Raw genomic sequence first — 22,281 nt, forward strand, 5'->3', positions numbered from 1 at the left:
GCCATGTGGGTGAAAGACACGAGTCCGGCGGAGCGCCGGGTCCTGGGCGCGGCCTTCGCGGGCTACGGCGTCGATGCGTTCGACTACATGGTCTACACCTTCCTGATCCCGACCCTGGTCGTGGTCTGGGGCCTGACCAAGGTCGAGGCCGGTAACATCGCGACCGCCGCGCTGGTGACCTCGGCGATCGGCGGCTGGGCGGCCGGGATCCTGGCCGACCGCTACGGCCGGGTCGTCGTCCTGCAGGGTACCGTCGCGTGGTTCACCCTGTTCACGGTGCTCAGCGGCTTCACCCACTCCTACGAGCAGCTGCTCGTGACCCGCGCGCTGCAGGGCTTCGGCTTCGGCGGCGAGTGGTCGGTGGGCTCGGTGCTGATCGCCGAGACGATCCAGGCCCGCTACCGGGGCAAGGCGGTGGGGCTCGTCCAGTCGAGCTGGGCGGTCGGCTGGGCCTGCGCGGCGATCGCCTTCTGGGCCGTGTTCGCCCTGGCGGAGCCCGCCGTGGCGTGGCGGATCCTGTTCTGGCTCGGCGCCCTCCCCTCGGTGCTGATCTTCTGGATCCGCCGCAACATCGAGGATCCCGAGGTGTACCGGCAGACCCGCGCCGCCATGCGGGACGTCGGCGACACCGGCAGCTTCCTCGACATCTTCTCCCGGCCGCTGATCGGCCGGACCGTGCTGGCGAGCCTCCTCGCGACCGGTATGCAGGGCGGCTACTACGCGGTGACCACGTGGCTCCCGACCTACCTGAAGACCGAGCGCAACCTCTCGGTCCTGAACACCAGCGGCTACCTGCTGATGCTTATCTTCGGGTCGTTCGTCGGGTACCTGACCAGCGCCTGGCTCTCCGACCGCATCGGGCGCCGCCTGGGCTTCGTCCTGTTCGGCTTCTGCGCCGGGATCCTCGTCCTGGCCTACACGCTGATCCCGATCACCGACCCGGTGATGCTGGTCCTCGGCTTCCCGCTGGGCTTCTTCCTCTCCGGCGTCTTCTCCGGGATGGGCGCCTTCCTGAGCGAGCTGTTCCCGAGCCGGATCCGCGGCTCCGCGCAGGGGTTCTGCTACAATTTCGGCCGCGCCACGGGCGCGATCTGCCCCGCCGTGGTGGGCCATCTCAGCGGCTCGCTGACACTCGGCGTCGCCATCGGCGTCGTGGCGGCGGGCGCCTATTGCCTCGTGATCGTCGCGGCGCTTCTCTTGCCGGAGACGGCGGGCCGCGCGCTCGATTCTTGCACCGCGGATCCGGCCGAGCCGGAACCCGTTACGGCCCTGTGAGACCCGATCGGCACGCGGAGCGGCGGCGATGACCAGCGTGGACCTCAATTCCGACCTCGGCGAGGGCTACGGCGCCTACGCCTGCGGCGACGACGCGGCGATCCTCGGGATCGTCACCTCGGCCAACGTCGCCTGCGGCCTCCACGCCGGCGACCCCGAGATCATGGCCCGGACCTTCGCGCTGGCGAAGGCGCGCGGCGTCGCCGTCGGCGCCCATCCGGGCTTCCCGGACCTCTGGGGCTTCGGGCGGCGGCGGATGCCCTACAGCCCCGCCGAGATCGAGCGGCTCGTCGCCTACCAGATCGGCGCCGCGCAGGCGCTCGCGGCCTATGCCGGCCACCGCATCACCTACGTGAAGGCGCACGGCGCCCTGGCCAACGTCGCCGCCGAGGAGCGGCCGGTGGCCGACGCGATCGCCCGCGCGGTCCGCGCGGTGGACCGGGAGCTCGCGCTGCTCGCCATCGCGCTGACCGCCCAGGTGCCGGCGGGCGAGGCCTGCGGCCTCGACGTCCACCAGGAGATCTTCGCCGATCGCGGCTACACGCCGACCGGCCTGCTGATCCCCCGCAGCCAGCCCGGCGCGATGATCACCGATGCCGGCGAGGCGGCCGACCGCGTCCTGCGCATGGTCGAGGCGGGCGCGATCCTCACGGCCGACGGCCGGACGCTGCCGACGCCGATCCGCTCGATCTGCGTCCACGGCGATTCCGACCACGCCGTCGCCACGGCGCGGGCGGTGCGGACCCGGCTGGAGAGCGCGGGCGTGACGCTGGCGCCGTTCCGGCCGTGAGCGCGGTGCTGGACGAGCCCCGGCTCCTCGACGCCGGCGAGGCGGCCCTCGTGGTCGAGTTCGGCAGCACCGTCGACCCAGCGATCAGCGACCGGGTTCTGGCCCTCGACGACGCCCTCGGGGCGGACCCGCCGGAGGGGCTGCGGGAGCGCGTGCCGACCTACCGCTCCCTGATGCTGCACTACGACCCGCTGGTGCTCGATCGCGGGACGCTGGCCGAGCGGGTCCGCACGCTGGTGGCGGGCGCGACCGCGCGCGCGGGCCGGCCGACGCTCTGGACCCTGCCCTGCTGCTACGACGCGCCCCACGGGGAGGACGTCGCGCAGGTCGCCGAGCGGAGCGGCCTGAGCCCGGAGACCGTGGTGTCGACCCACGCGGCCACGACCTTCCGGGTCTACATGTACGGCTTCGCGCCGGGCTTCGCGTATCTCGGCGGCCTTCCGAAGCCCCTGGCGGTGCCCCGGCGGGCGAGCCCGCGACCGCCGCACCCGCGCAACGCGATCATGATCGGCGGCGGCCTCGCCGCGGTGGCGACCGTGCCGATGCCGACCGGCTGGTACGTGATCGGCGCGACGCCGTCCCGCCTCTACGCGCCGGAGCGCGACCCGAGCTTCTTCGTCGGCGCCGGCGACCTGATCCGCTTCGAGCCCGTCGACGCCACGACCTTCGACGCCCTCACGGCCCGCGAGGCGGCGGGCGAGCCGGTGGCCCGCCGCGGGGAGGCGCGCTGATGCCCGCCCTCGTCATCGACTCCGCCGGACCGGGCGTCACCCTGCAGGACGGGGGCCGGCACGGCTACCTGCGCTACGGCATCACCGCCGCGGGCCCGATGGATCCGCTGATGCACGCCGCCGCCAACCGCGCGGCGTCGAACGCCCTCGACGCCACCGCCGTCGAGATCTCCACCGGCGGCGTCACCGTCTCGGCACAGGACGGCGCCGTCGAGATCGCCCTGCTGGCGCCGGGCTTCCGCGTGGCGCTGGACGGCGTGCCGCTTCCCGACACGGTCGCGCTCACCCTCGAGCCCGGCCAGACCCTCGTCGTCCGCGCCGGTGACGCGGGCGCCTGGGGCTACCTCGCGGTCGCCGGGCGGCTCGACGTGGCGCCGGTCCTCGGCTCGGCGGCGACCCACACCCGCTCGGGGCTCGGCGGCCTCGACGGGCGCGGCCTCGCCGCGGGCGACCGTCTCCCCGTCGCCGAGGGCCGGACATCGGACGGAGCGCCGCAGCGGCTCGTCGCGCCCTGGCTCATCCGCGACGGCCGGGAGATCCGGGTCGTGCTGGGGCCGCAGGACGACTACTTCGCGCCCGACCAGATCGCGGCGTTCCTGGCCGGTCCCTGGACGGTCTCGCCGCGCGGCGACCGGATGGCCTGCTTCGTCGACGGCGCGCCGCTGAGGCACGCGAAGGGGCACGACATCGTCTCCGACGGCGTCGCCATGGGGGCGATCCAGGTGCCCGGCAACGGCCTGCCGATCATCCTGATGGCCGACCGGCAATCCACCGGCGGCTACCCGAAGATCGCCACGGTCATCGGGCCGGATCTCGGGCGGCTGGCACAGGTCCGGGGCGGGGCGAGCCTGTCGTTCCGGCGCGTCTCGGTAGCGGAGGCGGTCGCGGCGCGCCGCGCCGAGCGCGATCTCCTGCGCGAGGCGGTCCCCCGCGAGCCGGTCATCCGCACGGATTTCGCGTCGGACTTCCTGCTCGGCCTCAACCTCGTCGGCGGCGTCACGGACGGCCGCGCCTGAGCGCTTGGCGGCCGCGCGCGAGCGTCTAGAGTGCGGCCCCGGCCGGTCTGCCCCGGCCCGATCCGAAGACACAGGAAAGCCCGCACGCATGGCGCACGCCGTTACCGCCCCGGGGACCCCGCCGGCCCGCAGCAACGAGCCCCTGAACGCCGACAGCGTGCGCCGCGCCCGGATCGACCTCGCCGCCTGCCTGCGCTGGGCCGCCCGCAACGGCCTGGAAGAGGGCATCTGCAACCATTTCTCGGCGGTGCTGCCGGAGCGGCCCGACCTGTTCCTGGTCAATCCCTACGGCCTCGCCTTCGCGGAGGTCACCGCGTCGAGCCTGCTCCTCTGCGACTTCCACGGCAACGTCCTCGAGGGCGACGGCCAGCCGGAGGCGACCGCCTTCCACATCCACGCCGAGTTGCACCGGCTGAAGCCCCGCGCCCGGGCCGCGTTCCACACCCACATGCCCTACGCGACGGCGCTCGCCATGCTGGAGGGCGAGCCGCTGGTGTGGGCGGGCCAGACGGCCCTGCGCTTCTACGGACGGATCGCGGTGGACGAGGATTACAACGGTCTCGCGCTCGATTCGTCCGAGGGCCGGCGGATCGCCGAGAGCGCCGGCGAGGCGGACGTGGTGTTCCTGAAGAACCACGGCGTGATGGTGCTGGGCGAGACCATCGCGGAGGCCTGGGACGACCTCTACTACCTGGAGCGCGCCGCCCAGGCGCAGGTCCTGGCGATGAGCACGGGTCGCGCGCTGAAGGCCGTGCCCGAGGCGATCGTGAAGCACGTGGCGGCCCAGGAAGCGGCGGGCCGCGCCGAGAGCGCCCGCCTGCACCTGGAGAGCGTCAAGCGGGTGCTCGCCCGGGACGAGCCCGCCTTCCTGGCTTGAGCACGCGTCAGGGCGCGGCCCGGATCCGGTCGAGCAGCGCGGCGTCGGCGTAGCCGTCCGGCGGCAGGCCGACCGAGCCCTGGAACGCGCGCAGCGCCGCCCGCGTCCGCGGGCCGATCTTGCCGTCGACCCCGCCGGTGGCGAAGCCGCGCTCCGTCAGCCGGGTCTGCAGGTCGCGCCGCTCGTCGGCGGTGAGCGGCCGGTCGCCCCGCGGCCAGTCATGCACCAGGCCCGGGTCGCCGCGCAGGCGATCCGACAGGAGCGCGACGGTCAGCGCGTAGGCCAGGGCCGTGTTGTAGCGGAGGATCACCGCGAAGTTCGGCTGCAGCAGGAAGGCGGGGCCGCGGATCCCGGCCGGCAGGATCAGGGTCGCCTCGGCCGCGTCCGGCAGGGCGCGTTCGCGGGCGGGCCTCACGCCGAGCGCCCGCCACGCCGCGACGGTGCGGACCGTCGTCTCGTCGGCGAGCGCCGCGTCGAAGGTCCCGGGCAGCACCGCCTCGGTGCCCCAGCCCGCGCCGGGCTTCCAGCCGTGGCTGCGCAGGTAGTGCGCCGTCGACGCGAGGGCGTCCGGCACCGAGGTCCAGATGTCGCGCCGGCCGTCGCCGTCGAAATCGACCGCCTCGCGCTGGTAGACGCTGGGCATGAACTGCGTGTGTCCCATGGCGCCGGCCCAGGACCCGGTCAGCCCCGCCGGCATCCGGTCGAGGGGCGCCTGGTTCCAGGCCAGGATCTGGAGCGCCGCCGCCAGCTCGTCGCGCCAGTTGGTCGCGCGGGTCGGGTCGCTGCAGCCGAGCGTCGCGAGCGAGCGGAGGACCGGCTTCACCACCGCCGCGTTGTCGAGCACGGCACCGTAGCTCGATTCCACGCCCCAGAACGCCACCAGGATGTGGCGGTCGACCCCGTACTGGGCCTCGATGGCCGCGAGCGTGTCGGCGTGCTCGGCGAGCTTGCGCAGACCGGCCTCGACGCGGGCCGGCGTGACGCTGGCCTCGATGTAGTCCCAGATCGGCCGGACGAACTCGCCCTGGCTCTGGGTCGCGGCGACGACGTCCGGGTCGGGCGTGAGGTGGGCGAGCTGCGCCTCGGCGAGGCCCTGCGGGACGGCGCGGGCCGTGACCCAGGCGATCAGGTCGGCCCGGCAGGCCTCGAAGGGCTGCGGCGCGGCTGGCGGCGCGGTCGAATGCGAGGCCGGCTGCGAGGCCGGCTGCGCGTCCGGCGGCGACGGGTCCGGCCCCGCGGCGCGCGCCGGTACGGCCGCGCCGATGACGAGTGCGGCGCCGGTCGCCAGGGCCGCGCGCGCGGCGCCGCTCCGGGTCGCGGGCCGATTCGGCGCGGCGCGATCGTCCATGGGCATCTCCGGTGATCCAGACGGGGGCGGCGTAGCATAGCGGGCCGGCAGCGACACCTTCGAGACCCGGCCCGTGGCGGCGAGGGGCTCGCCGCGGCCCCGGCGGCGCCCCAAGTCGCCTCGCACCTGCCCGCCTGCCCGGAGACCACCCGTGATGCATCCCGCTTCCCTGACGGCGATCGGCGCGGCCCTCCTGGCCGCCGGACCGGCCAGCGCCCTGGAGGTCACCCGGAGCCGCGACATCCCGGCCCCGCCCGCGGCGGTCTGGGCGCTGGTCGGCGATTTCTGCGCGATCCAGAACTGGCACCCGCAGGTCCAGCGCTGCATCCTGTCGGGCGAGGACGACGACGACGGCATCCGCGCCCAGATCCGCGGCCTCGTGGTGAAGGGCGGCCGGGGCACGATCGCGGAGGTCGAGACCGCGCGCGACGAGACCGGCATGAGCTACAGCTACAGCTTCATCCAGGGCCCGTTGCCGGTGCGCGCCTACAACGCGACGCTGGCGGTCCGTCCCAACGGCGAAGGCTCCACGGTGATCTGGAGCGCGACCTTCGACGCCGAGGGCGTGAGCGACGCCGACGCCGTCGCCGACATCACCGGCGTGTTCGACGCGGGCCTTGCCGGGATCGCCCGGGAGGCGGCCAGATAGCCGCCCGCCGAATCGGCCCGCCGCGCGAAAAATCGCCCGCCGGGCGCCGTGGGCCCTCGCCGCGGGGCCGTCGCGGACCGATGTGAGCGCCGTCGGCGCGACCGAGCGCCCGGCTCGATTCCCAGAGGCAGCCTCAGGAGGCCGAGACCCGCATGCGCCGTCACCGCCACGCCAAGATCGTCGCCACCGTCGGTCCCGCCAGCTCCGCCCCGGACCAGCTCCGCGCCCTGTTCCTCGCCGGCGTCGACACGTTCCGGCTCAATTTCAGCCACGGCCTCCAAGAGGATCACGCCAAGGTCCACGCGGCCATCCGCGCCCTCGAGAAGGAGGTCGGCCGGCCGATCGGCATCCTGCAGGATCTCCAGGGGCCCAAGATCCGGATCGGCACGCTCCAGGGTGGCCGGCTCGATCTCCAGGCCGGCGAGACCGTCCGCTTCGTCCTCGAGGGCGCCGACGGCGACAGGCAGGCGATCCCGCTGCACCACCCGGAGATCTTCGACGCCGTCGTGCCGGGTCAGGAACTCCTCATCGACGACGGCCGGGTGCGGGTGCGGGTCACAGGGCCCGAGCGGACCTCGATCACCGCCGAGGTCGTCACCGGGGGCACGATCTCGAACCGCAAGGGCGTGAACCTGCCGGGCACGCTGCTGGACCTGTCGCCGCTGACCGAGAAGGACCGGGCGGACCTCGCCTTCGGGCTCGACCTCGGCGTCGACTGGGTCGCCCTGTCGTTCGTCCAGAAGCCGTCCGACGTCATCGAGGCGCGGGGGATCATCGGCGACCGTGCCGGCATCATGTCGAAGATCGAGAAGCCGCAGGCGCTGGAGCGGATCGACGACATCATCCGGCTCTCCGACGCCGTGATGGTCGCCCGCGGCGACCTCGGCGTCGAGATCCCGCACGAGGACGTGCCCGGACGGCAGAAGGAGCTGATCCGGGCCTGCCGGCTCGCCGTGAAGCCCGTCGTGGTGGCGACCCAGATGCTCGACTCGATGGTCAACGCCCCGGCGCCCACCCGGGCGGAGGCGTCGGACGTCGCCACCGCCATCTACGACGGCGCCGACGCCGTGATGCTCTCGGCGGAATCCGCGACCGGCCGCTACCCGGTCGAGGCGGTGGCGATGATGGACCGGATCATCCGGAGCGTGGAGGGGCACAAGCTCTATCACTCGATCGTCGCGGCCTCGGAGCCGGGCGAGGAGGAGACGCCGCCCCACGCGGTGGCGACCGCCACGGCCGACCTCGCCGAGGCCGTGCACGCCGCGGCGATCGTCGCCTACACGGCGAGCGGGACGACGGCCGCCCGGGTCGCGCGCAAGCGCCCCGCGGCCTCGATCCTGGCCCTGACCCCCAACGTCGCGACGTCGCGGCGGCTCAGCCTGCTCTGGGGGGCGCACAGCGTCCTGACGGAGGACGTCGACAGCTACGAGGAGATGACCTCGAAGGCCTGCCACCACGCCCAGGACGAGGGTTTCGCCCGGCCGAACGACATCATCGTGGTCACCGCCGGCATCCCGTTCCACACGGCCGGCAACACCAACAACATCCGCCTGATGCAGGTCTGAAGTGCCCGATCGGGCGCCGGGCTGGAACGCGGCCCGCGCCTGACCCGTTGATGGGGAAGCTGCGCCATTTGGGCGCGAGACCGGAGGGCCGACCCATGAACCTGATCGGACGCATCGTCACCAAGATCCTCGGCAACGAGAACCGCCCCGTCGACCGAGACGACCGGAACGCCAGCACGGCGACGCCGCTCGGCCGCCTCGTGACGAAGATCCTGGGCAAGTAGGCGCACCGTCCGCCCGCGCCATTCGCCGCGCGCCCGAGCCGGGCGCGCGGTAGGGCTAGGAGGCGCTCAGTTCGCCACGGCGCTGGCGGCCTCCCTGAGCACCGGCGCGGCGGGGATCGAGTGCTGCCAGAAGGTGCCGGTCCGGCCCTTCTCGTAACCGGCCTCGTACAGGGCCCGCATGTAGGCGGTGTCGAAGCCCTTCGCGGCGGACGCCTTGGGCCCGTTCTCGTCGATGTAGGTGAGGTTGAAGCCGATGCCGTTGTTGCGTGCCAGCGCGTAGGTCGCCGTCAGCGTCGCGCGGGAGCGGGCACGGCTCGCCGTCGTGAAGGAGCGCTCGACGATCGAGAGCGTGTTGTCCTTCGTGACCTCGAATTCCGGCTCCAGACGGCCGTTGATCACCACGTAGATCTCGGCCTTGCCGCCGGTGCGGATCCGTCCGTCGCGCAGCAGCAGGGTCTGCGGCAGGGTGAAGACCGGGGTCACCACCGACCCGTCGACATGCATCTCCTGGAAGCGCGCGTCGCCGGCCGAGACGTCGATGAACTGGGGCGGGAACACCGCCGGGATGCTGGCCGAGGCCGCCAGGACGTCGCGGAACAGCTGGCGGGCGTTGGGGACCCCGCTCGCCGCGATGGCACCCATGTTCCAGATCACCGCGCGCTGGGAGTCGAGGTTCGTCGTCACGACGAGCAGGCGCCGGCCCTTCGCGTGCTCCTCGGCCACGGCCTTGAGGAGATCGTCCGTGACGTAGCGGTCGATGAGGTTGCGCAGGCGCCCGTCGCCGAACAGGCCGGAGCCGAACAGCACGTTCGCCAGGTTCGGCGAGGCCACCAGCTCGCTGGCGACGCCGCTCGTGTAGAACTCGGTCAGGTAGGGGTCGTAGGACGAGCCCAGGAACGCGAAGGGGGCGATCAGCGCGCCCGTCGAGACGCCGGAGACCAGGGTGAATTCCGGCCGCTTGCCGGACGCCGTCCAGCCGTTCAGCACGCCGGCCCCGTAGGCGCCGTCGCCGCCGCCGCCGGACAGGGCCAGGTAGGTGAAGCCCTTCTGGCGCCGCTCCGGATGGGCGGCGAGCTCCGCGATCGTGTCCACCGACGCGTCGGCGAAGACCCGCGCGCCCGGGATGCCGGGAACGGTGGCGAAGGCCGCCTGCTCGGCGCTGTAGGGCGTCCGCGGAACGCTGCCGCAGGCCGCGACCTGACCCGCCAGCCCGAACGCCACCGCCATGCGCAGGCTGACCTGACGAACGCCCATCGTCACTTCCTCGAACCGCGAAACGCGCCCACTCTGCCACACGGAACGAGCTTGGCCGTATCGCCAGTTCCGCCTGAGCCGGCTTCGAAGCAACGATAAGGCCGCGCTGTTGCGGTGAGGTCACGATCCCACGCGATCGGGGCGCGAGCGTGGCCGTCGGGGCAAGGGGCCGGACCTTGCGGAGCCGGCCCGGACCGGGCCGGACGGAACCATTGCCGGTGGACAGGCGATGCGGCGGCCCGCGCCCGGCGGCCTGCCGCCCTTGCAACGTTCGCGAACGCCGCGCTAGGGTTCCCCCGTGGCCCGGCGAGACAGGGTGTCGCACGTGGTGCGGCAGCCGGCGTGCGGGGGTGCAGTCTGCGCGGCGACACGGTCGGCCGGAAGATCGGCTCCTGTCGTCTGGAACACGCGGGCTCGCCTTCGGAGGCGCGGCCGAGCCGCAGGGGGCGGAGGGGATGATGGAAGCGGGTCTCGGCTGGACGGACGATCGCGTGGCGCTGCTGCGCCGCCTGTGGGAAGACGGCCAGAGCGCCAGCAAGATCGCGGCGCAACTCGGCGGCGTCACCCGCAACGCGGTCATCGGCAAGGTCCACCGCCTCGGTCTGGCCGGCCGCGCGCGCGGCGGCGAGGAGGCCGCCACCGCCGTTCCGCCGTCGAAGACGGTCGAGATCGAGACCGCCATCGCGGTGGTCGAGACGCAGGCGCCCGAGCCTGTCGCGATCCTGGCCCATCGTCCGGCCCCGGAATTCCCGGCCGCCGCGCCGGCCGCGACGCTGGAGCCCGTGGCGCTGGCCGTGTCGCAGCGCGTCACCATCATGGATCTCCGGGAATCCATGTGCCGCTGGCCCCTCGGCGACCCGACGACGCCGGAATTCCGCTTCTGCGGCGCCCGGTCGATCACCGGCCTGCCGTACTGCACGCACCACGCCGAGATCGCCTACCAGCCCGCCGCCGAGCGGAAGCGCGATCGCCGCGTCGCCTCGTTCCGCTGAGCCGCCGCGCCGTCAGCGCAGCGTCACGCCGGCCTCGCGGAGGACGCGGGCGGTGCCGGGATTGAACGCGTCCGCCGGGACGAGACCGACGAGGTTCCTCGGCTGCGCTTCGGTGAGCTCCGTCCGCGCCAGCGCCCGGACGACGCGGTAGGCCGAGTCCTCCTCGAGGCCGGGCCGGGCGAGCACGAAGCTCCAGGATCCCACCGTCGCGATCGGATCCGCCTGCCCGGCGAAGCTGCCGGCGGGGACCGTGAGACGCCGCGTCGCCGCGCCGGGCTGCGCGAGGCGCGCGATGCCCGCCTCCGACGGCCCGAAGAAGCGCGCGCCGCCCGGGTCCGCGGCCAGGGCGCGGAAGCCCGGCCAGTCGAGGCCGCCGCCCCAGAGCGCGTCGGCGCGGCCCTCCCGCACCAGGGCCGGGCCGTCGCCGGCCCGGTCGAGCAGGATCGGGATGATGTCGCGCTCGGGATCGAGGCCCGAGGCGCTGAGGGCGCTCCGGCCCATGACGGTCAGCCCCGACTTGTGCGTGCCGAGCACGACTCTGCGCCCGCGCAGATCCGCCACGGATCGGATCGCGCTTCCAGCCGGGACCACAAACAGGCCGGGCGTGGGGTACATCGGTGCCAGCACGGTCAGGCCACCGCCCTCCGCGAGGGCCGGATAGGCGTACTCGCCCTGCACGAGTCCGAGATCGACGCCGCCGGCGCGGAGGAGCCCGACATTCTCCGAGGAGCCGCCGGTGGCGCGCCGCTCGACGGTCAGGGCCGGGTCCGCGGCCGAGACCGCGCCCGCGAAGCGCTCCGCGAAGGCCGGGAACCCGCCCCCCGGCGTCGCGGTGGCGAGCACCAAGCGGAGCGCCTCGGCGGCGCGCGCCGGCCGCGCGAGCAGCAGCCCGACCCCCGCCAGCAGGGCGGCCCGACGCGTCGGGCGACCGGCGGGGCCCGGCCCTCCGGCCGCGGAGGAAGGTCCGGCGCCGTCGCCCGCGGCCGGCCGGGGCGGAGAATGAAATTCTATCAGCAACGGATCACTCAATAAAGGCCTTCCACCCCGACCCGACAGTCCGCCGGATTCCGGAAAGAACTTTCGGTAACGGCACTTAGCCCGATTGCTCCGGCCGCGGCAACGCGATATCGGAGCCTCCCGTCCGGGCCGGTCAAGCCTCACGCGGGCGAGCGATCCCTTGGCGGGGCCGCCCCCGGACCCGACATCTGTCCGACCCGTCACCACGACCAGGAGTTCCGCGATGGCCGATACCCTCAACGCACCGGCGAAGGTCGGCCACGGCCGCGTCTACGGCTCGATCACCGAGACGATCGGCAACACCCCTCTCGTGCGCTTGAACCGGCTGCCCAAGGAGCACGGCGTCGACGCCGAGATCCTGCTGAAGCTCGAGTTCTTTAACCCGATCGCCAGCGTGAAGGACCGCATCGGCGTCAACATGATCGACGCCCTGGAGGCCTCCGGGAAGCTGCAGCCCGGCGGCACGCTCGTCGAGCCGACCTCGGGCAACACCGGCATCGCCCTGGCCTTCACGGCGGCGGCCCGCGGCTACCGGCTCATCCTGGTGATGCCCGAGACGATGTCGCTGGAGCGGCGCAAGATGCTCGCCTTCCTGGGCGCGGAACTGGCGCTCACGCCGGGCGCCCAGGGCATGAAGGGCGCGATCGCCAAGGCCGAGGAGCTCCTGAAGGAGATTCCGGGCTCGGTCATGCCGCAGCAGTTCTCGAACCCGGCCAACCCGGAGATCCACCGGAAGACCACCGCCGAGGAGATCTGGACCGACACGGGCGGCCAGCTCGACGCGTTCGTGGCCGGCGTCGGCACCGGCGGCACGGTGACGGGTGTCGGCGAGGTGCTGAAGCCGCGCCTGCCGAACCTGAAGGTCTTCGCCGTGGAGCCCGAGGATTCTCCGGTGATCTCCGGCGGCCAGCCCGGCCCGCACAAGATCCAGGGCATCGGTGCCGGGTTCATCCCCGACAACCTGCACACCAACATCCTCGACGGCGTCCTGAAGGTCACCAACCAGGCGGCGTTCGAGACCTCCCGGGCGCTCGCCCGGCTGGAGGGCATTCCGGGCGGCATCTCCACGGGCGGCAACGTCGCGGCGGCGCTGGAGCTGGCCAAGCGCCCCGAGTTCCAGGGCAAGCGGATCGTGACCGTCGCCTGCTCGTTCGCCGAGCGCTACATCTCGTCCGCCCTGTTCGACGGGATCGGCTGAGCCCGGCACCGGAGCGGCCTTCGGGCCGCTCCCCTCCGGCCCGCTGCGAGGCCTACCGCCCCGCGCGCGACCTCGATCGTGCCGGGACCGGCCGATCGAACAAATTTTTCTACTCAATCCACCACAGCACTGTATCCGTGAAGATAAAATAGAGATCAAACCAGCCTACAGACCGCGGGCATATATTATTATCAAGAAGTTCTTCTGAAAACAGCAGCGCGAGCGCTTCACCTGGACGCGTGAACAACCATCCGCTAACGCCGACCCGGCGAACGGACAGGGATCTCTCATGCGCGGCCTTCTGATCCTCGTATTCGGTCTGTGGGCTCAGGCGGCGATCGCCCAGGGCTTCGCGCTCCACGACCTGACCGGGCTGGCCGAAGCCGCCAGGGCGGCGCTCGCGACCGAGGCCACGGCGCGGGCCGAAGCGGAGCATCTCGGCCTGCACTGCTCCGCCTGCACGGGGGCCCCGTCGATCGAGATCCGGATCGGGCGCCTCACCGACGGAACCGAGGCCCGGGTCCGCTCGGGCCGCACGACCCTGGCGGCGCTCGAGGCGATCTGCGTGCGGCGCAATCCGGATTGCCGCCTCTCGACCCTGCCCGCCGGCCCGGCGATCGGCTGGATGAGCGTCTACGCGCTGGGCGGCAGTGCCGGAGCGACCGCGGTCATTCTACGGGACGGCGACCTGCTGACGATCGAGGCGCGGGCGGCGGATCGCGAGGCCGCGGAGGATTCGGCGCGGCGCGTCATGCAGGCCCTCCTGCCCCGGATCGTCGGACCGGAGACCTGACCCGCCCGCCGCCGGTCGGCCGGGTCCGCGCAACCCTCCTCCCCCGCCTCCGTTGTCCCCCGGAGACGCAGAGAGGCGAGCCATGACAGAGCAGACCGGACGACCGTCGCGAGAGGGTTCCGATACCGCGCCGACCACCGACACCCAGACGCCGCGCGAGAAGCTCGGCCAGATGGAGGACGAGGCACGGTCCGGCACCGATCTCGGCGAGGCGATCGACCGCGCCACCGCCGCCGTCGGCCAGGACGACGGGAAGCGCTGATGGTCAGGCCGACGAGCGAATCCGGGACGGTCACCCGCAAGCCCGACGACAAGGTCGGGTCGCGCGGGAGCCCGCCCGCCGGCGGCGGCCATCAGACCTCCGATCAGGCGGCGATCACCGACATGGGGTCCGGCGGAACGCCGCGGCCCGAACCGAAGGAGGGCTGGGGCGCGGCGGGCGAACCGGGCCGCGCGCCGCCCGCGATCGGCGGCTCCTCGGGGGGCCATTCCGATCAGAAGGCCTCGCGAGGTCCGGCCGCCGACACGAAGGTGGCGGACGGGCACTACCGGGCGGAGCGGGAGAACCGGGAATGACCGAGCGTCGAGAGACCGGCGCGCAGCCGGACAAGCCGAAGAACGTCGCCCCCGACGCGGTCAAGGACCCGAACGAGAAGACCGAGGGCAAGCCCGGCCACGGGACGCCTTCCGGCGGCACGCAGAACGACGAGACCGATCCCGGAAGCAGCTGACGCGCCGCGCCGGCCAGTGCCGCGGCGGGATTCGCGCCGCGGCGACGCGGGGATCAGGAGAGCCGGAAGGGGATCGGTCCGGAGGCCAGCGGCACGTCGCCGGGACGGCAGCCGGTCTCGACGCAGGCGTAGCGGATCGCGTCCTGGCGGCTGCGGAAGATGCCTCCGGCGCGCCCACCGGTCTCGACCGCGACCCAGTGTCCCTCGCCGTCCTGGCCGACGAGGTATGAGGGCGGCGCGGCGGCGGCCTGCGCGAACGGAGGGAGGGGATTCAACGCGACGGGCATCGGTGTCACGGGGTTCACGCGGGCCTCTCGGGTCCGCCCCACCGAGGTATCGCCCCCGGCATAAGGGTTCGATGGGTCCGAGAGCGACCCGGAATAAGGGCCGCATCAGCAACCGGGCCTGAGCGCCCGGTTGCCTGTCGTTCACGATCGGCGACGGCCGTCCGCCTCAGGCGGCGTTCTCCTTCGACCGCTCGGCCCGCTTGCGGTCGTTCGGATCGAGGATCGCTTTGCGCAGGCGGATCGACTTCGGCGTCACCTCGACGAGCTCGTCGTCCTGGATCCAGGCCAGCGAGCGCTCGAGGGTCATCCGGATCGGCGGGGTGAGGCGCACGGCCTCGTCCTTCGAGGTGGTGCGGATGTTCGTGAGCTTCTTGCCCTTGAGCACGTTCACCTCGAGATCGTTCTCGCGGTTGTGCTCGCCGACGATCATGCCCTGGTACACCTTCCAGCCGGGCTCGATCATCATCGGGCCGCGATCCTCCAGGTTCCACATGGCGTAGGCCACGGCCTCGCCCTGGTCGTTGGAGATCAGCACGCCGTTGCGCCGGCCCGGCATCTCGCCCTTGTAGGGCTCGTACGCCTTGAACAGCCGGTTCATGATCGCGGTGCCGCGGGTGTCGGTCAGCAGCTCGCCCTGGTAGCCGATCAGGCCGCGGGTCGGGGCGTGGAACACGAGGCGCAGGCGGTTGCCGCCCGAGGGCCGCATCTCCAGCATCTCGGCCTTCCGCTCGGACATCTTCTGCACGACGACGCCGGAATGCTCCTCGTCGACGTCGATCACGACCTCTTCGATCGGCTCCAGCAGGCCGCCGTTCTCGTCGCGCTCGTACACGACGCGCGGCCGCGACACGGCGATCTCAAAGCCCTCGCGGCGCATGGTCTCGATCAGGATCGAGAGCTGCAGCTCGCCCCGGCCCGAGACGTAGAAGCTGTCCTTGTCGGCCGCCTCCTCGATCTTGAGCGTGACGTTGCCCTCGGCCTCCTTGAACAGGCGGTCGCGGATCATGCGGCTCGTGACCTTGTCGCCTTCGGTGCCGGCGAGCGGACTGTCGTTGACGATGAACGACATCGTCACGGTCGGCGGGTCGATCGGCTGGGCCTGGATCGGGGTCTCGACCTGCGGGTCGCAGAAGGTGTCGGCCACGGTGCCCTTCATCAGGCCGGCGATCGACACGATGTCGCCCGCCTCGCCCACCTCGATCGGCGCGCGCTCGAGGCCGCGGAAGGCGAGGATCTTCGACACGCGGCCGGTCTCGACGACCTTGCCGTGACGGTCGAGGACCTTGATCGACTGGTTGGGCTTCACCGAGCCCGCCGCGATGCGGCCCGTGATGATCCGGCCGAGGAACGGGTTGGCCTCGAGCAGGGTGCCGAGCATCCGGAACGGGCCCTCCTCGGTCCGGGCCTGCGGCACGTGCTTCAGCACGAGGTCGAACAGGGGCTCGAGGCCCACCGACGGGTCGGCCTCCGGGCTGTCGGCCATCCAGCCGTTGCGGCCCGACCCGTAGAGGATCGGGAAGTCGAGCTGCTCGTCGGTGGCGTCGAGGGCGGCGAACAGGTCGAACACCTCGTTCACGACCTCGTTGATCCGCGCGTCCGGACGGTCGACCTTGTTGATCGCCACGATCGGGCGCAGGCCGATCTTGAGCGCCTTGCCGACCACGAACTTGGTCTGCGGCATCGGCCCCTCGGCCGCGTCCACAAGCACGATCACGCCGTCGACCATCGACAGGATGCGCTCGACCTCGCCGCCGAAATCGGCGTGGCCGGGGGTGTCGACGATGTTGACGCGGGTGTCCTTCCAGACGACCGAGGTCGCCTTGGCGAGGATCGTGATGCCACGCTCCTTCTCGAGGTCGTTCGAGTCCATCGCCCGCTCCTCGACCCGCTGATTCTCGCGGAAGGTGCCGGACTGGGCCAGCAGCTTGTCGACGAGGGTCGTCTTGCCGTGGTCGACGTGAGCGATGATGGCGATGTTGCGCAGATTCATGGCGGCCCGAAACGGGTTGTGCCGGCTCCCTGGCGGCCGCGCGGCGCGGCCGTCCGCGCCGGTTCAGGTACGGAGTCGTGGTGGTTGCGTCGCAATATAAGGACGCGCGCGCTTGGGCAAGGCCGCTGAGGTCATGGGGGCGTCGCGTTGCCGGGATTGCTGGGGGCAGATCCGGCAGCGGCGCCCCGCGCCCGGCGCGGTTCGGCGATCGAAGCAGGGCTGCTCCGCGCGCGCTCCCCAGCGGCGGCCGCCCTATATGACGGCACGATGACGCCGCGACCGGCGCGAAGCCGTCCGTATCGGGTTGTATTGGATGAAACCGGATCCCTCGGGTAGCGTATCGACCAGGATCAGGCGCTCGGCTGCGGCGATTCGGCCCTCGGGCCGCCAGGGCGGGCTTTCCCCGGAAGGACACGATGCGCGCGCTTGAGCCGCGGCTGTTCCCGTATATCTGGCGCTACTCGAAAGGCGCGCAGCTCCGGATCTGCGCCGTCGTGCTGGCGTCGCTCCCGTTCTATTTCGCCTCGCTCGACCTGCCGAAGCGCATCGTCAACGACGCGATCACCGGGAAGGCCTACGCGCACGGCGAGGCGACCGCGCCGTTCCTCGAGCTCACCGTCGAGTGGCCCGCCTTCCTGGGCGGCGGCAAGACTCACCTGTTCGAGGGCTTCCAGCTCGACCGGTTCGAGCTGCTGCTCAGCCTGTCGACCCTGTTCCTCAGCCTCGTCCTGATCAACGGCGCGTTCAAGTTCTGGATCAACCTGCAGAAGGGCATCCTCGGCGAGCGGATGCTGCGCCGCCTGCGCTTCCAGCTGTTCTCGCTGATGCTGCGCTTCTCGCCGGAGACGCAGCGGGAGGTGAAATCCTCCGAGACCGCGACGATCATCCGGGACGAGGTCGAGCCGATCGGCTCCTTCATCGGCGACGCGATCGTGGTGCCGGTGTTCCTGGGCACGCAGGCCGCGACGGCGCTGGCCTTCATCATGATGCAGAACATCTGGCTCGGCATCGCGGCCGGCGGCATGGTCGCCGTGCAGATGACCGTGATCCCGCGGCTGCGGCGGGAGATCATCCGTCTCAGCCGCCAGCGTCAGATCGCGTCCCGCGCCCTGGCCGGGCGCGTCGCCGAGGTGCTCGACGGCCTGCAGGCGGTGACGCTGAATGACACCGGCCGCTGGGAACGCGCGGAGATCGGCGGCCGCCTCTACCGGCTCTACGACCTGCGCCTGCGGATCTACCGCCGCAAGTTCGCGGTCAAATACCTCAACAACCTGCTCGCGCAGGTGACGCCGTTCCTGTTCTACGCGATCGGCGGCTACTTCGCCCTGAAGGGCCAGCTCGACATCGGCCAGCTCGTGGCGGTCCTGGCCGCCTACCGGGACCTGCCGCCGCCCCTCAAGGAGCTGATCGACTGGGATCAGCAGCGCCTCGACGTCGAGGTCAAGTACGAGACCGTGGCGGCGCATTTCGGCCCGCAGCGCCTCCTGCCGGCCGAGCACGAATCCGAGCGCGCGGCGCCCCGGCTCGGCGGGCCGCTGCGGCTGGAGGGCCTGCAGCTGCGCGATCCGCAGGGCGGCTCCCTAATCGAGGTCGGCGACGCGGAGGTACCCCTCCCCGGGCAGGTCGCCCTGGTCCCGCCCGGGGCGATCGCGCAGGAATTCGTCCGCGTGCTCGCCGGGCTCCAGGCGCCGCCCGGGGGCACGGTCCGGATCGGCGAGCACGACCTCTCGACGCTGCCGCGCCGCCACCACGCGCGGCGCATCGCCTACGCGGGCGTCCAGCCCGTGCTGTTCCCCGGGACGCTGCGCGACAACGTCCTCTACGGGCTGCGCGTGCACCCGCTGCGCACCAAGAGCCTCGACCTCAGCAAGGCGCGGATCAACGAGGCGGTGAAGACCGGCAACCCCTGCGACAGCGTCGAGGACCCCTGGATTGACTTCAAGCGCCTCGGCGTCCGGGATGCCGACGAGCTCGACGAGCGCCTGCTCGACCTGCTCGGCCGGCTCGACCTCGGCGACGAGCTCTACCGGTTCGGGCTCGGCGCCCTGAGTTCGGTCGCCCACGACACGCCGGTGGGCCAGCGCATGATCGCGGCGCGGGAGCACCTGCGCGAGCATTTCGCCCAGAAGGGTCTCGCCGACCTCGTGATCCCCTTCGCCCGGGGCCACTACAACGAGCAGGCCACCGTCGGGGAGAACCTGCTGTTCGGCGTCCCGCGCGACCCGACGCTGACGGATCCGCGCCGCCTCGCCGGCGTCCCCCTGTTCCGCGACGCGCTGGAGAAGGTGAAGCTCCTCGACGAGCTCGACCGGATGGGCGTCGCCATCGCCAGCAACCTCAAGGACATCTTCGCCGACGTGCCGCCGGGCCACCCGCTGTTCCGGCGGTTCTCGCTGATCACCCCGGACGCGCTGCCCGACTACCTGCGCCGGCTCGCGCGCCTGCCCGACGACGGGCGGCTGAGCGAGACCGACAGCGTGGCCTTCCTGGCGCTGGCCCTCGCCTATGTCGAGCCGCGGATGCGCTTCGGGCTGCTCGACGAGACCCTCGCCAAGCGCATGGTCGGCGCGCGGGCGGTCGTGCAGGGCTTCATGCACGGCGACGACGGCTGCGACGTCGAATCCTACGACCCGAACCGGATCAACCCGCGCAGCACCGTCCTCGACAACCTGCTGTTCGGCCGCATCGACACGGCGCGGATGCACGGCGAGGCGCTGATCCAGAAGGAGGCCCGCGCGGTGTTCCGGGAGTTCGACCTGGAGCGGCCGATCCAGCGGCGCGGCCTCGAGAAGGAGGTCGGCAACCGCGGGCAGCTGCTGGCCGAGCGCGTCCGGGTCCGGGTCGGCCTCGCCCGGGCGATCCTGCGCGCGCCGGAGATCCTGGTCGCCGACCGGGTGGACGAGCACCTGGAGCGCGGCGTCGACACGCTGCTCGACGTGACCGAGGCCGCCCTACCCCGGGCGAGCCTCGTGGCGAGCCTGTCGCCGGAATCCGATCCGGCCCGGTTCCCCGCGCGCCTCCCGATGCGGAGTGCCGAAGCGCGCCTGCGCACGGCGGCGGAATGACGTAAGCGTGACCGGTCCGCGCGCGGCGCGGCCGGCGGTTTACAGGCCTGCCCGTCTCCGGCACAGGATGGCCCCCCATGCCAACATTCTCGGACGCCACCGCGACCCCGGACCGGGCGAGCCCGAGCCTCGCCGGGATGCCGCGCGTGGTGCCGCCGCACCGCGCCCCGCCGGAGCGCGAGCTGCCCCTGGCCGCCTACCTGCGCTCGATCCGCGACAACGCGCTGGCGGGCTTTCCCCGGCGCGCCTTCGAGGAGCCGGTCACCCGGCGGGGCCTGCTCGGGCGATCGAGCTTCGTGCTGAACGACCCCGAGGCGATCCGCCGGGTCCTCGTCGAGAATCAGGCGAACTACGCCCGCACCACCGGGACGACCCGCATCCTGCGCCCGATCCTCGGCGACGGGCTCCTGATCAGCGAGGGCTCGGCGTGGCGGCACCAGCGGCGCACCCTGGCGCCGGCCTTCACGCCGCGGGCGATCGACGGTCTGGTGCCCCACATCGCCGCCGCCGTGACCGACGGGATGGAGCGGATCGCCGCCGAGGCCGCGGAAGGGCCGGTCGACCTGTTCACGTCCTTCTACAGGCTCGCCCTGGAGATCGCCGGGCGCGCCATGTTCTCGGTGGGCATGGACGAGCACGGCGCCGAGCTGCGCCAGTTCATCGCCGAGTACGCCGAGCGGATGGGGCGGCCGCACCTCCTCGACATCGTGATCCCCCCGGGCTGGCCGGTGCCCCTCGACCTGTCGCGCCGCCGCTTCCGGCACCGGTGGATCCCCTTCCTCGACCGGATCATCGCGGCGCGCCGGGCCGCGGAGCGGGACGGGTCCCGCTCGGGCGACCTCCTCGACCTGCTCGCGGCCGCGCGCAATCCGGACACCGGCGCCGCCTTCACGCCGGACGAGCTGCGCGACCAAGTGGCCACCATGATCCTGGCGGGCCACGAGACCACCGCCGGCACGCTGTTCTGGGCGGCCTACCTGCTGGCCCTCGCCCCGGAGGTGCAGGAGCGGGTCGCCGCCGAGGCGCGCGCCGCCGACCTGACCGATCCCACCGGCTGCCAGAGCGACGGGCGGCTGCCGCTCACCCGCGCGGTGATCGACGAGACGCTGCGCCTGTACCCGGCGGCCTTCGTGGTCGTCCGGCGGGCGCTCGGCCCGGACAGCGTGGCGGGCCACGCGGTCCGGGCGAGCGACATCGTCATGGTGAGCCCCTGGGTGCTCCACCGCCACCGGTCGCTCTGGCCGGACCCGGACGCGTTCGATCCGGGCCGCTTCCTGCCCGGCGCCCCGGCCCCGCGGCGCTTCGCCTACCTGCCCTTCGGGGCCGGTCCGCGCGTGTGCATCGGCGCGCAGTTCGCCCTGAGCGAGGCCGTCCTGTCCCTGGCGCGGGTGCTGCAGCGGTTCCGGCTGGTGCTCGACGAGCGCGAGCCGGTGCTGCCCCAGGCGGTCGTCACGACCCAGCCGGACCGGCCGGCCCGGTTCCGGCTGATCCCCCGCGCGCCGCTCAGCCCCTGATCCCGGTGATCGTCGCCGAGGTCGCGCGGGGATCGCGCATCGGCCAGCGGCCGCTCTCCACCTGCGCCAGGAAGTCGTCCAGCAGGCGGTTGTAGGCGTCGGGCTCCTCGACCGAGAGGGCGTGGCCGGTATTGGGCAGCACGGCGAGGGCCGCGGAGGGGATGACCCGCTTGAGCATCAGGCTCGGGGCGAGGCAGGGCCAGTCCTCGTCGCCGGCGACGATCAGGGTCGGGACCGTCATGCGGCCCAGCTCGTCCCCGAGGTCGTAGAGCGACGGCCGCCCCTTCTGCACGCCGGCCTGGGTGTTGGCCGAGCCGAGGGCCGAGTGCTCGGCGAGCATCCGCTTGAACTCGGCGTGCCCGCGCGGATCCTTGGTCTCGAACTGCACCCGCGTCGGCCCGATGGCGTAGCGCTCCGCGAAGGCCGCCATGCCGTCGCGGAGCAGCATCGCCGCGGTGGCGTCGGCCTCGGCGCGGAACAGGGCCTGCCGCTCGGGCTCCGCGCCGTAGCCGCAGCCGCCGAGGCAGAGCGAGAGCGCGCGGCCGGGATGCCGCAGGCCGAAATGCAGGGTCGCGAAGGCCCCCATCGAGATGCCGGCGACGTGGGCCTGCGGCGCGCCGAGATGGTCGAGGATGGCCAGGATGTCGTCGGCGGCGCGCGCCTGCGAATAGGCCGAGACGGCCTCCGGAACGTCGGAGGGCGGGTAGCCCCGGGCGCTGAACGCGACCGCGCGGTAGCGGCGGCCGAAGTGGCGCAGCTGCGCCTCGTAGCTGCGATGATCGCCGGCGAATTCGTGGACGAAGATCAGCGGCGTGCCCCGGCCGCTCTCCTCGTAGTGGAGCCGTATCCCGTCGTCCGTCGTGGCGCTCGGCATGGCGATCCTCTCATCGGCCTCCCCCGGGTCCCGGAGATGGCGCGACGGGGCGCCCGGTCGAGCGTCGGGACCGGACTTCGTGGCGGCCACG

At 72.7% G+C, this 22,281-nt stretch carries 22 protein-coding genes; 16 read left to right on the plus strand and 6 right to left on the minus strand.

Annotated features, from left to right (window positions below; all coding sequences use genetic code 11):
• Nucleotides 1–3 precede the first annotated feature (3 nt).
• The 5 genes from ACLBXO_RS24020 (at nucleotide 4) to ACLBXO_RS24040 (ending at nucleotide 4,689) form a co-directional block, all read left to right on the plus strand.
• Nucleotides 4–1,275 (plus strand): MFS transporter, encoded by a 1,272-nt coding sequence (locus ACLBXO_RS24020; protein WP_331317132.1) that lies wholly within the window; start codon nucleotides 4–6, stop codon nucleotides 1,273–1,275.
• Between the two features lie 28 nt (nucleotides 1,276–1,303).
• Nucleotides 1,304–2,065 (plus strand): 5-oxoprolinase subunit PxpA, encoded by a 762-nt coding sequence (locus tag ACLBXO_RS24025; protein WP_331317131.1) that lies wholly within the window; start codon nucleotides 1,304–1,306, stop codon nucleotides 2,063–2,065.
• A complete protein-coding gene (locus ACLBXO_RS24030; protein WP_331317129.1) occupies nucleotides 2,062–2,796 on the plus strand; it encodes a 5-oxoprolinase subunit B family protein in 735 nt (244 codons plus the stop codon). Before ACLBXO_RS24025 ends, ACLBXO_RS24030 begins: the two co-directional genes overlap by 4 nt.
• Nucleotides 2,796–3,812 (plus strand): 5-oxoprolinase subunit C family protein, encoded by a 1,017-nt coding sequence (locus ACLBXO_RS24035; protein WP_447686951.1) that lies wholly within the window; start codon nucleotides 2,796–2,798, stop codon nucleotides 3,810–3,812. The genes ACLBXO_RS24030 and ACLBXO_RS24035 overlap by 1 nt, the downstream gene beginning before the upstream one ends.
• A gap of 88 nt (nucleotides 3,813–3,900) precedes the next feature.
• Nucleotides 3,901–4,689 (plus strand): aldolase, encoded by a 789-nt coding sequence (locus ACLBXO_RS24040; RefSeq protein WP_331317125.1) that lies wholly within the window; start codon nucleotides 3,901–3,903, stop codon nucleotides 4,687–4,689.
• Nucleotides 4,690–4,696: 7 nt separating this feature from the next.
• On the opposite strand, the gene ACLBXO_RS24045 is transcribed toward ACLBXO_RS24040, so the two are convergent.
• Entirely contained in the window at nucleotides 4,697–6,037 is a 1,341-nt protein-coding gene (locus ACLBXO_RS24045) for a lytic murein transglycosylase (protein WP_447686952.1), read from the minus strand.
• Nucleotides 6,038–6,191: 154 nt separating this feature from the next.
• On the opposite strand from ACLBXO_RS24045, the gene ACLBXO_RS24050 reads away from it, so the two are divergent.
• The 3 genes from ACLBXO_RS24050 to ACLBXO_RS24060 all read left to right on the plus strand — a co-directional run bounded on the left by ACLBXO_RS24050 (nucleotide 6,192) and on the right by ACLBXO_RS24060 (nucleotide 8,475).
• On the plus strand, nucleotides 6,192–6,686 hold the full coding sequence (locus ACLBXO_RS24050) for an SRPBCC family protein (RefSeq protein WP_447686953.1): 495 nt from the start codon (nucleotides 6,192–6,194) through the stop codon (nucleotides 6,684–6,686).
• A 152-nt stretch (nucleotides 6,687–6,838) separates the two neighbouring features.
• On the plus strand, nucleotides 6,839–8,251 hold the full coding sequence (gene pyk, locus ACLBXO_RS24055) for a pyruvate kinase (protein WP_331317117.1): 1,413 nt from the start codon (nucleotides 6,839–6,841) through the stop codon (nucleotides 8,249–8,251).
• 95 nt (nucleotides 8,252–8,346) lie between these two features.
• Nucleotides 8,347–8,475 carry a hypothetical protein gene (locus tag ACLBXO_RS24060; protein WP_012320301.1) on the plus strand — a complete coding sequence of 43 codons (129 nt, stop codon included), beginning with the start codon at nucleotides 8,347–8,349 and terminating at the stop codon, nucleotides 8,473–8,475.
• A gap of 66 nt (nucleotides 8,476–8,541) precedes the next feature.
• Here the strand turns inward: ACLBXO_RS24060 and ACLBXO_RS24065 are convergent, their stop codons facing one another.
• On the minus strand, nucleotides 8,542–9,729 hold the full coding sequence (locus ACLBXO_RS24065; RefSeq protein ID WP_447686954.1) for a patatin-like phospholipase family protein: 1,188 nt from the start codon (nucleotides 9,727–9,729) through the stop codon (nucleotides 8,542–8,544).
• Nucleotides 9,730–10,184: 455 nt separating this feature from the next.
• On the opposite strand from ACLBXO_RS24065, the gene ACLBXO_RS24070 reads away from it, so the two are divergent.
• Nucleotides 10,185–10,721 (plus strand): GcrA family cell cycle regulator, encoded by a 537-nt coding sequence (locus ACLBXO_RS24070; RefSeq protein ID WP_447686955.1) that lies wholly within the window; start codon nucleotides 10,185–10,187, stop codon nucleotides 10,719–10,721.
• A 12-nt stretch (nucleotides 10,722–10,733) separates the two neighbouring features.
• Here ACLBXO_RS24070 and ACLBXO_RS24075 read toward each other — a convergent pair whose 3' ends face one another.
• Nucleotides 10,734–11,624 (minus strand): TAXI family TRAP transporter solute-binding subunit, encoded by an 891-nt coding sequence (locus tag ACLBXO_RS24075; RefSeq protein WP_447686962.1) that lies wholly within the window; start codon nucleotides 11,622–11,624, stop codon nucleotides 10,734–10,736.
• Between the two features lie 337 nt (nucleotides 11,625–11,961).
• Between ACLBXO_RS24075 and cysK the strand changes: the two genes are divergently transcribed.
• The 5 genes from cysK (at nucleotide 11,962) to ACLBXO_RS24100 (ending at nucleotide 14,460) form a co-directional block, all read left to right on the plus strand.
• Nucleotides 11,962–12,936 carry a cysteine synthase A gene (cysK, locus tag ACLBXO_RS24080; RefSeq protein WP_331292668.1) on the plus strand — a complete coding sequence of 325 codons (975 nt, stop codon included), beginning with the start codon at nucleotides 11,962–11,964 and terminating at the stop codon, nucleotides 12,934–12,936.
• Nucleotides 12,937–13,225: 289 nt separating this feature from the next.
• Complete coding sequence (locus ACLBXO_RS24085) at nucleotides 13,226–13,729, plus strand: hypothetical protein (RefSeq protein WP_447686956.1); 504 nt, start codon at nucleotides 13,226–13,228, stop codon at nucleotides 13,727–13,729.
• A gap of 82 nt (nucleotides 13,730–13,811) precedes the next feature.
• Nucleotides 13,812–13,991 carry a hypothetical protein gene (locus ACLBXO_RS24090; protein ID WP_331317111.1) on the plus strand — a complete coding sequence of 60 codons (180 nt, stop codon included), beginning with the start codon at nucleotides 13,812–13,814 and terminating at the stop codon, nucleotides 13,989–13,991.
• Entirely contained in the window at nucleotides 13,991–14,305 is a 315-nt protein-coding gene (locus ACLBXO_RS24095) for a hypothetical protein (protein WP_331292665.1), read from the plus strand. The genes ACLBXO_RS24090 and ACLBXO_RS24095 overlap by 1 nt, the downstream gene beginning before the upstream one ends.
• Entirely contained in the window at nucleotides 14,302–14,460 is a 159-nt protein-coding gene (locus ACLBXO_RS24100) for a hypothetical protein (RefSeq protein ID WP_331317107.1), read from the plus strand. The genes ACLBXO_RS24095 and ACLBXO_RS24100 overlap by 4 nt, the downstream gene beginning before the upstream one ends.
• Nucleotides 14,461–14,513: 53 nt before the next feature.
• Here ACLBXO_RS24100 and ACLBXO_RS24105 read toward each other — a convergent pair whose 3' ends face one another.
• Nucleotides 14,514–14,747: an RAG2 PHD domain containing protein gene (locus ACLBXO_RS24105; protein ID WP_331317106.1), complete on the minus strand. Its 234-nt coding sequence runs from the start codon at nucleotides 14,745–14,747 to the stop codon at nucleotides 14,514–14,516.
• A 166-nt stretch (nucleotides 14,748–14,913) separates the two neighbouring features.
• Complete coding sequence (typA, locus tag ACLBXO_RS24110) at nucleotides 14,914–16,737, minus strand: translational GTPase TypA (protein WP_331317104.1); 1,824 nt, start codon at nucleotides 16,735–16,737, stop codon at nucleotides 14,914–14,916.
• Between the two features lie 416 nt (nucleotides 16,738–17,153).
• Here typA and ACLBXO_RS24115 point away from each other — a divergent pair, with 416 nt between their 5' ends.
• Nucleotides 17,154–19,802, plus strand: a complete 2,649-nt coding sequence (locus ACLBXO_RS24115) for an ABC transporter transmembrane domain-containing protein (protein ID WP_447686957.1) — start codon at nucleotides 17,154–17,156, stop codon at nucleotides 19,800–19,802.
• A gap of 77 nt (nucleotides 19,803–19,879) precedes the next feature.
• Nucleotides 19,880–21,316 carry a cytochrome P450 gene (locus ACLBXO_RS24120; protein WP_447686958.1) on the plus strand — a complete coding sequence of 479 codons (1,437 nt, stop codon included), beginning with the start codon at nucleotides 19,880–19,882 and terminating at the stop codon, nucleotides 21,314–21,316.
• On the opposite strand, the gene ACLBXO_RS24125 is transcribed toward ACLBXO_RS24120, so the two are convergent.
• The gene (locus ACLBXO_RS24125; protein WP_447686959.1) at nucleotides 21,306–22,190 is read right to left on the minus strand and encodes an alpha/beta fold hydrolase; all 885 of its coding nucleotides are present in this window, start codon (nucleotides 22,188–22,190) and stop codon (nucleotides 21,306–21,308) included. The two genes, ACLBXO_RS24120 and ACLBXO_RS24125, sit on opposite strands and share 11 nt — an antisense overlap.
• Nucleotides 22,191–22,281 lie beyond the last annotated feature (91 nt).

The organism is Methylobacterium sp. C33D, from assembly GCF_053345825.1.

What these genes read in the sequence shown, in the direction of transcription:
- ACLBXO_RS24035 (WP_447686951.1), top strand. Translation starts at nt 2,796, where the DNA reads ATGCCCGCCCTCGTCATCGACTCCGCCGGACCGGGCGTCACCCTGCAG.
- pyk (WP_331317117.1), top strand. Translation starts at nt 6,839, where the DNA reads ATGCGCCGTCACCGCCACGCCAAGATCGTCGCCACCGTCGGTCCCGCC.
- ACLBXO_RS24125 (WP_447686959.1), bottom strand. Translation starts at nt 22,190, where the DNA reads ATGCCGAGCGCCACGACGGACGACGGGATACGGCTCCACTACGAGGAG.
- ACLBXO_RS24040 (WP_331317125.1), top strand. Translation starts at nt 3,901, where the DNA reads ATGGCGCACGCCGTTACCGCCCCGGGGACCCCGCCGGCCCGCAGCAAC.
- ACLBXO_RS24045 (WP_447686952.1), bottom strand. Translation starts at nt 6,037, where the DNA reads ATGGACGATCGCGCCGCGCCGAATCGGCCCGCGACCCGGAGCGGCGCC.
- cysK (WP_331292668.1), top strand. Translation starts at nt 11,962, where the DNA reads ATGGCCGATACCCTCAACGCACCGGCGAAGGTCGGCCACGGCCGCGTC.
- ACLBXO_RS24100 (WP_331317107.1), top strand. Translation starts at nt 14,302, where the DNA reads ATGACCGAGCGTCGAGAGACCGGCGCGCAGCCGGACAAGCCGAAGAAC.
- ACLBXO_RS24070 (WP_447686955.1), top strand. Translation starts at nt 10,185, where the DNA reads ATGATGGAAGCGGGTCTCGGCTGGACGGACGATCGCGTGGCGCTGCTG.
- ACLBXO_RS24090 (WP_331317111.1), top strand. Translation starts at nt 13,812, where the DNA reads ATGACAGAGCAGACCGGACGACCGTCGCGAGAGGGTTCCGATACCGCG.
- ACLBXO_RS24020 (WP_331317132.1), top strand. Translation starts at nt 4, where the DNA reads ATGTGGGTGAAAGACACGAGTCCGGCGGAGCGCCGGGTCCTGGGCGCG.
- ACLBXO_RS24105 (WP_331317106.1), bottom strand. Translation starts at nt 14,747, where the DNA reads ATGCCCGTCGCGTTGAATCCCCTCCCTCCGTTCGCGCAGGCCGCCGCC.
- ACLBXO_RS24060 (WP_012320301.1), top strand. Translation starts at nt 8,347, where the DNA reads ATGAACCTGATCGGACGCATCGTCACCAAGATCCTCGGCAACGAGAAC.
- ACLBXO_RS24065 (WP_447686954.1), bottom strand. Translation starts at nt 9,729, where the DNA reads ATGGGCGTTCGTCAGGTCAGCCTGCGCATGGCGGTGGCGTTCGGGCTG.
- ACLBXO_RS24085 (WP_447686956.1), top strand. Translation starts at nt 13,226, where the DNA reads ATGCGCGGCCTTCTGATCCTCGTATTCGGTCTGTGGGCTCAGGCGGCG.
- ACLBXO_RS24025 (WP_331317131.1), top strand. Translation starts at nt 1,304, where the DNA reads ATGACCAGCGTGGACCTCAATTCCGACCTCGGCGAGGGCTACGGCGCC.
- ACLBXO_RS24115 (WP_447686957.1), top strand. Translation starts at nt 17,154, where the DNA reads ATGCGCGCGCTTGAGCCGCGGCTGTTCCCGTATATCTGGCGCTACTCG.
- ACLBXO_RS24095 (WP_331292665.1), top strand. Translation starts at nt 13,991, where the DNA reads ATGGTCAGGCCGACGAGCGAATCCGGGACGGTCACCCGCAAGCCCGAC.
- typA (WP_331317104.1), bottom strand. Translation starts at nt 16,737, where the DNA reads ATGAATCTGCGCAACATCGCCATCATCGCTCACGTCGACCACGGCAAG.
- ACLBXO_RS24050 (WP_447686953.1), top strand. Translation starts at nt 6,192, where the DNA reads ATGCATCCCGCTTCCCTGACGGCGATCGGCGCGGCCCTCCTGGCCGCC.
- ACLBXO_RS24120 (WP_447686958.1), top strand. Translation starts at nt 19,880, where the DNA reads ATGCCAACATTCTCGGACGCCACCGCGACCCCGGACCGGGCGAGCCCG.